The organism is Bacillus sp. AFS077874, from assembly GCF_002566505.1.
GTDB lineage: Bacteria > Bacillota > Bacilli > Bacillales > Bacillaceae_G > Gottfriedia.
In genome coordinates this window covers 334,069-344,994 of sequence record NZ_NUYF01000012.1, presented here as the reverse complement: position 1 = coordinate 344,994, position 10,926 = coordinate 334,069, and the positions used below count along the sequence as shown (strand labels likewise).

Genomic DNA, 10,926 nt, shown 5'->3' with positions numbered 1-10,926 from the left:
AATTTATTTTGCAATTTTTAAGCTAGTTAAGTATGCAGTTAATGCATCAATCTGATCAGCTGATAAGTCACCATATTTACCTGACATTAGGTTTCCTGGCTTCATAGCTTCCGGATTTGTTAACCATTTCTTGATGTTTGCTTCATTATTTTTAGCAATACCAGCAACCATATCACGATCACCGAAGTTAGCTAAGTTTGGAGCAAGTCGTGCAGCAGGTGGTCTTGTATCATTTGCATCTGCAGCATGACAACCAATACAGCTTTGTTTGAAGATTTTTTCACCTTCTTGTGCATCTGCTGTTACAGCTTGACCCTTTTGATTCTTCATATCAGCTAACCACTTATCGTAGTCGGCTTGACTTACAACTTTAACTTTAAATTGCATTAATGAATGTGAAGGACCACAAAACTCTGCACAGAATCCATTATATGTACCTTCTTTATCCGCTGAAAGCCACATTTTGTTTTCGCCTTCAACGTTTGTATCAAGTTTACCTGCTAATGATGGTACCCAGAATGAGTGTTTGATATCTTGACCTTTTAGGTTTAAGATAACTTTTTTACCAACTGGGATATACATGTCTTGAGAAGTAATGAATTTTTGTTTTGGATACTCAAATTCCCACCAGAAAAGATGAGCATTTACATTAATAACAATTGCATCTTTTTTCTTCTCATCTTTTGCTATTTGCTTCTCATCTGAAAGCTTAAACGTTTGTGATACTGTTGGTACTGCTAAAACAATAAGTAAAATAACAGGAATAATCGTCCAAAGAAGCTCTAAGAAATGATTACCTTCTACTTGCTTTGGAATAATATTCTCTTGACCTTTACGGTGACGATATTTCACGATTACGTAAAGGAAAAGAACTGTTACTACAGCAACAACGAATACCATGATCAACGTACTTAGCTTCATAAGATCGTATTGCATTTTTGCTACTTCACCTTGAGGATTCAGTGTAGATTGATTTGCATGTCCACATGCACTCAAAATAACTGCTATCAAGGAAATTAGCGAGACTAATCGCCAATGTTTCATAAGTATACTTCCCCCTCTTTCAATTTAAAGTGTTTCATTCTTATTTAAAAATAAGATTAAACAAACAATAAAAAAATCCCCCGTAATACCCCTAATTAAAACGAAATTGTAAACACAATCATTGACATAAATAGAAGAGTTAAATAGTTAATGGAGTATATAAACATCAGTTTAGAGAACTTTTGATCATCCTTTTGTTTATAACAATATAATCCTAAAATAACCCATCCAATATTCAATATTGTTGCAAAAATAATAAATGGTAAACCTAGAGCTTGCATGTAAAATGGCAGTGGTAATAAACATAATACCCAGATCATCACTTGACGTTTCGTCATTTCAAATCCGTAAACCACTGGTAGCATTGGAATTCCCGCTCTTTTGTATTCTTCAGAACGTCTCATCGCAAGTGCTAAGAAATGAGGTGGTTGCCATATAAACATGATTAAAAACAGCATCCAAGCAATTGGATGCAAATTCGCATCGATTGCTGCCCATCCAATTAATGGGGGTGCTGCACCAGATATACTACCTACTACTGTGTTTAACGTGTAATTACGTTTCGTCCAAAGAGTGTATAGTACGATATATGTAAATGCACCAATAAATGCATATACAACAGCCATTAAGGTTGTGAACGCCATAAATGTAAAGCCCACAATTAATAAAAGAATACCAATCGAAATTGTAACGCTTGGTTTAATATTACCGGTTACAGTTGGTCTGTTTTTAGTTCTCTCCATATATGGATCAATATCACGATCAATATAGTTATTGATTACACATGATCCCGCAATAATAAGTGATGAACCAATTACAGTAATAATTGCTTTTGGTAAAGAATCTAATATATCTAATCCATTTATTTGGATTGCTAACCAGATACCTGTAAAAGTTGTCAGTATATTAGAGTTTACGATCCCTATTTTCATTAAAGAAAGTAAATCTTTCTTCAGTGAACTAGAAGGATGATTAGTTTCTTCGTTTTTAGAAACATTATTAGCTAATTGTTCCAAGTCAATCCTCCTCTTTTTTTGCAAAACTTCATTTTTCATACCCATTTTTTAATGGTTCATAATGAGTTTTTAATTTAGACATACTTCTATTAAACTAAATTTAATGAAATTTTTGTGATAAATATATGAACAAATTGTGTACGTTTCAAAAAAATTTTAACGTAAACAGTCTATCTTTTCAATACTAAATACTATTTAATTATAAAATTAATTATTTCTATATTTTAAAAATGAATACATTCAAAGATAAGAAAAAACAAATATTATGTCTAAATATGAAGGTTACCTTTGAATTTTGTGTCGCAATCTTATATGATATAGAAGTATTATTTACAGAATAATTTTTTTAATAATTAAATTTTAAAATTATTATTATTTTATAAAAGTGGGTGGGTATACTTGCTACGTGTTTTAAAAGGGGTATCGTTAATTACCTCATTCATTCTTTTAATTGTTTTATTGGGTGGTGCACTCGTAACAAAGACTAATTCTGGACTCGGTTGTGGAAGATCATGGCCACTTTGTAAAGGTCAAATCATTCCTGATCATCTAACTATTCAAACTGTCATTGAATTATCTCATCGTGCAGCATCAGGCCTTGCTGGGATATTTGTTTTATTATTAGCAGTGCTTGCTTGGATTGTCATTCCTCATAAAAGAGAAACAAAGTTTTTAGCAATCATTTCTTGTATTTTTCTAGTTGCTCAAGCATTAATCGGGGCAGCCGCAGTTGTTTGGGGTCAAGTCCCAGCTGTAAAAGCAATTCATTTTGGTATTTCTCTAATTTGTTTTGCTGCTGTAGTCATGTTAACATTATTAATTTTTGAACGTGATCGCAATTATCAAAAAAATTCTTTTTACGTCGGAAAAAGAATGAAATTTCATACTTACGGTTTATGGATTTATTCATACTTAGTAGTTTATACGGGCGCTCTTGTTCGACACGAAAATGCTAGCTTAGCTTGTCCTAGCTGGCCATTATGCAGTAAAGCAAACAATGGATTTCCTACACAGGTTCATGAATGGATTCAAATGGGGCATCGATTTGCTGCTTTTCTTTTGTTCGTCTGGGTAATTATTGCATTTGTACATGCTTATAAATACTATCGTAATGAACGTGGCATTTATTTTGGATGGCTTGTATCTTTAATTCTTGTTACACTTCAAGTAATTTGTGGCGCGGTAATTGTTTTTACAAACCTAAATATTTATGTTGCATTAACACATGCTATTTTAATCTCGTGCTTGTTTGCAATATTTAGTTTCCAAAGTTTAGTTTGTACTAGAAGTAAAAGCTCAAATTCTGAGTTACTTCAAAATAAAAATATCTCTTAAAAAAGGTATTTCTTCCACTTAACTGTAGAAGAAATACCTTTTTTTACATATAAAATTGAAGCGAAGAAGAGTTGCCCTTTTACAGCAGCTTCTCTAACTTCGCTCTTCATTTTACTTTTTATCTTTGATCTAGTTCTATTAGAAGATCACCTGTAGAAATACTTTCTCCTGATGTAATCAGAATGTCTCTTATTACACCTGTAAATGGAGATTGGACAGTTGTTTCCATTTTCATCGCTTCTGTAATTGCTAAAGTTTGACCTTTTTCAACTACATCGCCCTTTTTAACAAGTACATTTAAAACAGTACCTGGCATTGTTGCGTTAATATGGTTTGGATTACTAGTGTCCCCTTTTCTTTTTTGAACGACAGTAGATTTAACTGAGTAATCCTTAACAACTATTTCCCTGGGCTGACCATTTAATTCAAAGTAGATAACTCTTGTTCCATCAGGCTGAGCTTGACCAATCGAAACTAGTTTAACAATCAGTGTTTTACCACGTTCAATATCTACTTTAATCTCTTCATCTAGTTTCATTCCATGGAAGAAAGAAGGTGTATCAAGTACAGATAAGTCTCCGTAGCTTTCAACATTTTTTTGATAGTCCATAAATACTTTAGGGTATAGGCAATAAGCTAATATATCAAAATTAGTAACCTGGCGATTTAATGTCTTGAATAAATACTCCTCAACATCTTTAAAATCGATTGGTTTTAATGACTCACCAGCTCTTTCAGTTAATGGCTTTCTGCCTTTTAAGATGATGCGTTGTAAGCTCTTTGGAAATCCTCCATGAGGTTGTCCCAATTTCCCTTCAAAAAATTCTATTACTGAATCAGGAAAATCGATATTTTCTCCTTTTTCATATACAGAATCTTCGTCTAAATTATTTTGAACCATAAACAATGCCATATCTCCAACTACTTTAGAAGATGGTGTCACTTTTACGACATCTCCAAATAGTTGATTTACTCTACCATACATATCCTTAACTTCTTCAAATCTTTCTCCTAAACCAACACCTTTAGCTTGTTGTTTTAAGTTAGAATACTGACCACCTGGCATTTCATGCTGATAAACCTCTGTATGTGGTGAAACCATACCACTTTCAAAACTACTATAATACTTACGAACGCCTTCCCAGTAGGTTGATAACTGCTCTAAGCCGTTAATATTTAAGTTTGTCTCGTCCTTTGAACCTTTTAGAGCATAATATAAACTATTTGCACTTGGCTGAGAAGTTAATCCAGACATACTTCCAATTGCGATGTCTACAACATCTACGCCAGCTTCGATTGCTTTTACATATGTGTATAAACCATTTCCACTCGTATCATGAGTATGTAAGTGGATTGGTAGATCTACAGTATCCTTCAACTCACTAATTAACGTATAAGCAGCCTGAGGCTTTAATAAACCAGCCATATCTTTAATAGCTAAAATATGTGCACCAGCTGATTCTAAATCCTTTGCAAGCTCTTTATAATACGCTAGATTATATTTTGTTCGAGTTGGGTCTAATATATCTCCTGTGTAACAAATCGATGCCTCAGCAAGCTTTCCACTGTCTCTTACAGCATCAATTGCGACTTCCATCCCTTTAATCCAATTTAGACTATCAAATATTCTAAATACATCGATTCCTGCTTGAGCCGATGCTTCAATAAACTTTTTAACAAGATTATCAGGGTAATTTTTATATCCAACTGCATTTGATCCACGTAAAAGCATTTGGAATAATACATTTGGAACTTTTTCTCTTAAATTTAATAATCTTTCCCATGGGTCTTCATTTAAGAAACGGTATGCTACATCGAAAGTCGCTCCGCCCCACATTTCCATAGAGAATAAGTTAGGTAATAATTTTGACGTTTGTTCTGCTACTGTAATTAGGTCTTTTGAACGGATTCTTGTTGCAAGCAGTGATTGGTGAGCATCCCTAAACGTTGTATCTGTAAATAAAACATTCGGTTGATTTTTTAACCACTTCGAAAATTCATCAGCACCTAATTGATCTAGTAATTGTTTAGTTCCACTTTCAGCACTTTTAATATGATTTACATTTGGAATGATAATCTCATCATAAGCTGGCTTTTCTTTTTCCGATATACCTGGAAATCCATTCACTGTTACATTGCCGATATAATTTAATAATTTTGTTCCACGGTCTCTTCTTTTTGCAAAAACAAATAATTCCGGAGATGAATCTACAAATGAAGTATTATATTCACCAGATAAGAAATCTGGGTGTGTCGTAACATTTTCTAAAAATGGAATATTTGTTTTAATCCCACGGATACGGAATTCTTTTAAATTTCGATTTAACTTCGCAATTGCACCTTCGAATGTTAATGCATGTGTCGTTACTTTTACTAATAACGAATCATAGTAAGGTGTAATAACAGCACCTTGGAAGCTGTTACCCGTGTCTAACCTTACACCAAAACCTCCACCTGAACGATATGCCATAATTTTTCCTGTATCAGGCATAAAATTATTTAGTGGGTCCTCTGTTGTAACACGTGCTTGAATCGCATATCCAATTCTTGGAATCTCATCTTGTAATGGAATCCCTACTTTAGCACTATGTAAACTATTACCTTGTGCAATTAAGATCTGTGTTTGAACAATATCAATTCCTGTAATCATTTCAGTAATTGTATGTTCAACTTGTACGCGAGGGTTAACCTCAATAAAATAAAAATCATTACCAGAAACTAAAAATTCAACTGTTCCAGCGTTTATATATTCTACTTCTTTCATCAATTGAACAGCTGCATCACAAATTCGATTTCTTAACTCTTCACTAATCGAAGTACATGGTGCAACTTCAACTAATTTTTGATGTCTTCTTTGAATTGAACAATCGCGTTCAAACAAATGAATAATATTCCCTTGGTTATCCCCTAATATTTGAACTTCAATATGCTTTGGATTTTCAATAAATTTCTCAACATAAACCTCATCATTACCAAAAGCAGCTTTTGCTTCTGACTTAGCACGCTCGTATGCATCTTTTAATCCTGCATTCGTACGGACAATCCTCATTCCACGACCGCCACCACCTAGAGCAGCTTTAATAATAATCGGGAATCCATAAGTTTCTCCAAATTCCCTTACATCATCCAATGAGTTTACTGGACCATTGCTCCCTGGAATGATTGGCAAATTAGCTTGAAGAGCTTGCTGCTTTGCTTTAATTTTATCTCCAAAAATATCTAAGTGTCTTGAATATGGCCCAATAAAAATAATGTCCTCTTCTTCACATCTCTGAGCAAATTTAATATTTTCTGATAAGAATCCATATCCAGGATGGATTGCATCTACATTGTTTTTCTTTGCAATTTCAATAATACCTTCAATATCTAGATAAGCATCAATTGGTTTTTTACCTTTTCCAACTATGTATGCTTCGTCAGCTTTATAACGGTGATATGACCCTTCATCTTCTTTAGAATAAATACCAACTGTTCTAATTCCTAACTCAGTGCAAGCTCGAAATACTCGAATTGCAATTTCACCTCGGTTAGCAACAAGAACTTTTTTAATCTGTTTCGTGTAAGTCATTTGTAAGCCTCCTGTATTTATGAAAGATAATTATCAATAAATTAAGAATAAACTTTTTTCAAAATGCATTTTTGAAGATTTTATAAAGTTTCTTTATGAATCTTATTTCGTATTGAAATATTCATTAAAATACCAACCATAGAAAGCATAACGATTAACGAAGTTCCTCCATAACTAACAAAAGGTAACGGAACACCCGTAAGTGGAATTAACGAAGTAACTCCTCCAATATTTACAAATGATTGAATGACGATGATTGCACTAATCCCAGTAGCTAATAATGAATCAAAAGAATCCTTTGATTGATGAGCTATTAACAATCCACGCCAAACAATTATGAATATACATAAAATAACTACAATTACACCTATTAACCCTGTTTCCTCACCGATTATAGCTAGAATAAAGTCGGTATGAGGCTCAGGTAAGTAACCTAGTTTTTGAATACTTTTTCCTAATCCAACTCCAGTTAGCCCACCATTGGCAAATGCGATAAGTGAATTTACGATTTGAAATCCGATTCCTTGTGCATAGTCAAAAGGATTTCGGAAAGCTAAAAATCGATTAACTTGTACATCTGTTAACCCGATCCCTAAACTGATACAAATACTAATTAATGGATATAGTAAACCAATCCCACCAACGAATAGGAGTATTAATCTCTTTACAATAAAACCACTACAAAATGAAACTACAGCACAAGCACCGATTATTAATAATGCTGTACCTGTATCTGGTTGTAATCTCAATAGGATGATATAAATAGCTACTATGGTCCATGGAGCAAATAGCATTTTCCAGTTCTTTGTAATTCGCTTTTGTCTTTTGGAGTACCATCCTGCTAAAAGAACGATTGATCCGAATTTGATTAGCTCGGCTGGTTGAATTCCGAATACCCAGCTTTTTGCATTATTTCTAACTTCACCAAAGAGTAGCACTGCAACAAGTAATCCTATACTTACAGCTATATTTAATATCATGGCAATTCTTTTTCTAAAGAAAGTTGCAGGTAAAAACATTAAAAAAACAAATGCAAACATCCCTACCTCAAAGGCAATTAATTGCTTATGAAAGAAATAGTCACTTGGCCAATGTTCACTTTGATAACGAATGGATGGTAATGGTGAGCTTGCACTATACACCATGATTAATCCAAATAAACATAACACTAATAATGGAACAAAAATCATATAATCAATATTTTTCAAATATTTTTTTAACATTACTTAATCATCCCTGCTTTGATTAATTATACTTTATGTATTCAACTATTTTGCTAAATTCCCTTTTTAAATAAAAATATTGTAACATAGATTAATAGATTTATTACTTATAACAATTAAAAAAATTCACAAAAAAAAAGCTCAAACATTTATTGTTTGAGCTTTTTTTGCTAATAATTATTTATTCTTTTGATCTGTAAACGCTTCATGTAGAGCAGAAAGTTGACGCTCAAGTTCAGAAAGAAGTTCTCTACCTTGTTCTACTTCAATTAAACCTAAACGAGAAGCAAAATCAATCTCCCTTGATAAACCAAACATTTGAGTATCTAAAACCTCTTCATATAGAGGGCATTGTGGCATCGTTAAATGATCAAGTTGCACATTTATTAATTTTAATATTTTTTCAGCATCTTTTTTTAATAATTCAAATGCTTTATCTTTGTAATCTGTTACAGCATCAGACCTCAATTTTCTCCCTCCGCTTCCGTACAAGCTATCTATTTAATATTATAGTTCTTTTTAAGAAAAATCAACTTAAATCAAAAGTTTTGCAAATATGTATTTTAGAAAAATTTTTTTTGCAACAGTTTATTTATTAGAATTTTCTTATGTTAGAGTTTAGATTTATCTTATAATCTAATTTTTACAAAAAAATCGGTCATTTAATCACCGATAAAAATGCTGAAAACATAAAAAAACTGAAATGAAAATAAGATCTATTTTTGTTCAATTGTTTGTCTTTTTACTTAAAATAGTCGTACACTATAGGTAGACTTAGTACATAGAAGGGGTTTTAGTATGAGTGATGTTTTTCAATTAACAGGTAATGTAGAGTTTCCGTTAACAATTGATCCAAGTGTTTGGATATTTGATGAAAGAAAGGTTAAGTTAGATAGTTTATTAGCTGGTGATTTCAAAAAGGTTGATGAGCTTGAGCAATATACGAAAAGTGTTTCAAAGCATTGGGATCGTGAAATTGTTGAAGGTGCGAAGGTCGATAATAGCCCTTTATACGCTACTCAAAAGAAAGAATGGCTTAAGGAATCGTATGCAATGCCATTTTCTTATTTTATAGATAATAGTAATCCGAAAAATCGTGATTTAGAAGTTACGATTGAAACAGAAGGTGAATTAATAAAATTACCTTTTGAAACTGTATATGAAAGTTATTTAGCATTTTCATACAATGGCAAGAGAATCCTTGAAGATGGTCCAGTACATTTATATTTTGCTGATGCTACAAATAAAGAAACACCAATTACTTCAATCAAGAAAATTATTTTATAGTTTAAAACAAAAGCAACATCTTACTGATAGATTTTGGTAAGATGTTGCTTTTGTAAGCATTTAATTATTACAATATATCCGCTGCAAGTTGGGCAATTGAGGAACGTTCGCCTTTTATTAGTTTTACATGTCCACTTATTTTTTGATCTTTAAATTTTTCAACTACATAAGTTAATCCATTGTTGTATTCATCTAAATATGGATGATCAATTTGTTCTGGATCCCCCATTAATACAATTTTACTCTTATCACCAACGCGAGTTAAAATTGTTTTCACTTCATGCCTAGTTAGATTTTGTGCTTCATCTATAATAATAAATTGCTCTGGGATACTTCTACCTCTTATATAAGTTAAAGCTTCTACTTCAATTGAGCCCATTCCGGCTAATATCGCATCAAGTTCACCTGGTTTTTTCGTATTGAATAAGTATTCTAGATTATCATAAATCGGTTGCATCCATGGACGAAGTTTTTCATCCTTTTCACCCGGTAAATAACCAAGATCCTTTCCAACTGGAACAATTGGTCTCGCAACTAATAACTTTTTATAGCTTTGCAGATCCTCACTTTGCATTAAACCTGCTGCTAAAGCTAATAAAGTTTTCCCTGTACCAGCCTTACCAATCAATGTAACTAATGGTATATCATCTCGAAGTAGTAATTCTAAGGCCATGGACTGTTGTGCATTTCTTGGTCTTATGCCCCAAATATGTTCATTTGAGAAAACAAATTTCTTAATTTTTGTACCCGTTTTATCTACAACTCCAAGAGCTGAGCTCTTACCACCGAGAGCATCCTTTAATACGATGAATTGATTAGGATAAAATGGATGGTTCGCTATATCTGAAACAGGAAGCTCAGTTTTTTCATAAAACTTGTTTAATAAATCTGTATTTATGTAATACTCTAGATAACCGGTATAAATATGATCAACTTCCACTACTCGATCACTTAAATAATCTTCAGCTAATAAATTTAGTGCATCCGCTTTTACACGAACTAACGTATCTTTACTAACTAAAATGACTGTTTTTCCGCTTTCTTTTGCTTCTTCTTCAAGTGATAAGTTTTTTGCAACAGCTAAAATGCGATTATCGTTCGTTTTTTCAACAAAGATCTCTTGCAATTGTTGAAATGAGCGATGATTTAATTCAATTCTAAATGAACCACCGTTTTCAAGAGGAATACTTTCATGTAATTTCCCTAGTTCTCGAAAGCTATCAATTAGTTTGGATACATACCTAGCATTACGACCAACTTCATCCATATATCTCTTCTTTGAGTCTACTTCCTCTAATACAACAGCTGGTACAACTACTTCATTATCTTCAAATGAAAAGATTGCTAGTGGGTCTTGCAGTAGTACATTGGTGTCGAGAACATATATTTTACTCAATCCTTAACCTCCTGACTAAAAATAACTCAGATTAGAATAATTAGTTTTAATTCTAAA

General features: G+C 32.6%; 8 protein-coding genes. 2 read left to right on the top strand and 6 right to left on the bottom strand.

What is annotated here, in order from left to right; genetic code table 11:
- Positions 1 to 3 precede the first annotated feature (3 nt).
- Positions 4 to 1,044 (bottom strand): cytochrome c oxidase subunit II, encoded by a 1,041-nt coding sequence (coxB, locus tag COJ46_RS14325; protein WP_056468498.1) that lies wholly within the window; start codon positions 1,042 to 1,044, stop codon positions 4 to 6.
- A 95-nt stretch (positions 1,045 to 1,139) separates the two neighbouring features.
- Positions 1,140 to 2,060 carry a heme o synthase gene (gene cyoE / locus COJ46_RS14320; RefSeq protein WP_286133524.1) on the bottom strand — a complete coding sequence of 307 codons (921 nt, stop codon included), beginning with the start codon at positions 2,058 to 2,060 and terminating at the stop codon, positions 1,140 to 1,142.
- Positions 2,061 to 2,459: 399 nt separating this feature from the next.
- On the opposite strand from cyoE, the gene COJ46_RS14315 reads away from it, so the two are divergent.
- Positions 2,460 to 3,395 carry a COX15/CtaA family protein gene (locus COJ46_RS14315; protein ID WP_097975669.1) on the top strand — a complete coding sequence of 312 codons (936 nt, stop codon included), beginning with the start codon at positions 2,460 to 2,462 and terminating at the stop codon, positions 3,393 to 3,395.
- Between the two features lie 118 nt (positions 3,396 to 3,513).
- Here the strand turns inward: COJ46_RS14315 and pyc are convergent, their stop codons facing one another.
- The 3 genes from pyc to COJ46_RS14300 form a co-directional block, all read right to left on the bottom strand.
- Positions 3,514 to 6,963 (bottom strand): pyruvate carboxylase, encoded by a 3,450-nt coding sequence (pyc, locus tag COJ46_RS14310; protein WP_097975670.1) that lies wholly within the window; start codon positions 6,961 to 6,963, stop codon positions 3,514 to 3,516.
- Between the two features lie 80 nt (positions 6,964 to 7,043).
- A complete protein-coding gene (locus COJ46_RS14305) occupies positions 7,044 to 8,186 on the bottom strand; it encodes an FtsW/RodA/SpoVE family cell cycle protein (protein ID WP_097975672.1) in 1,143 nt (380 codons plus the stop codon).
- Between the two features lie 177 nt (positions 8,187 to 8,363).
- On the bottom strand, positions 8,364 to 8,654 hold the full coding sequence (locus COJ46_RS14300) for an Fpa/YlaN family protein (RefSeq protein ID WP_097975674.1): 291 nt from the start codon (positions 8,652 to 8,654) through the stop codon (positions 8,364 to 8,366).
- A 330-nt stretch (positions 8,655 to 8,984) separates the two neighbouring features.
- Between COJ46_RS14300 and COJ46_RS14295 the strand changes: the two genes are divergently transcribed.
- On the top strand, positions 8,985 to 9,473 hold the full coding sequence (locus tag COJ46_RS14295) for a hypothetical protein (protein ID WP_097975676.1): 489 nt from the start codon (positions 8,985 to 8,987) through the stop codon (positions 9,471 to 9,473).
- 67 nt (positions 9,474 to 9,540) lie between these two features.
- Here COJ46_RS14295 and COJ46_RS14290 read toward each other — a convergent pair whose 3' ends face one another.
- Positions 9,541 to 10,869 carry a PhoH family protein gene (locus tag COJ46_RS14290; RefSeq protein WP_056468520.1) on the bottom strand — a complete coding sequence of 443 codons (1,329 nt, stop codon included), beginning with the start codon at positions 10,867 to 10,869 and terminating at the stop codon, positions 9,541 to 9,543.
- Between the last annotated feature and the right edge of the window lie 57 nt (positions 10,870 to 10,926).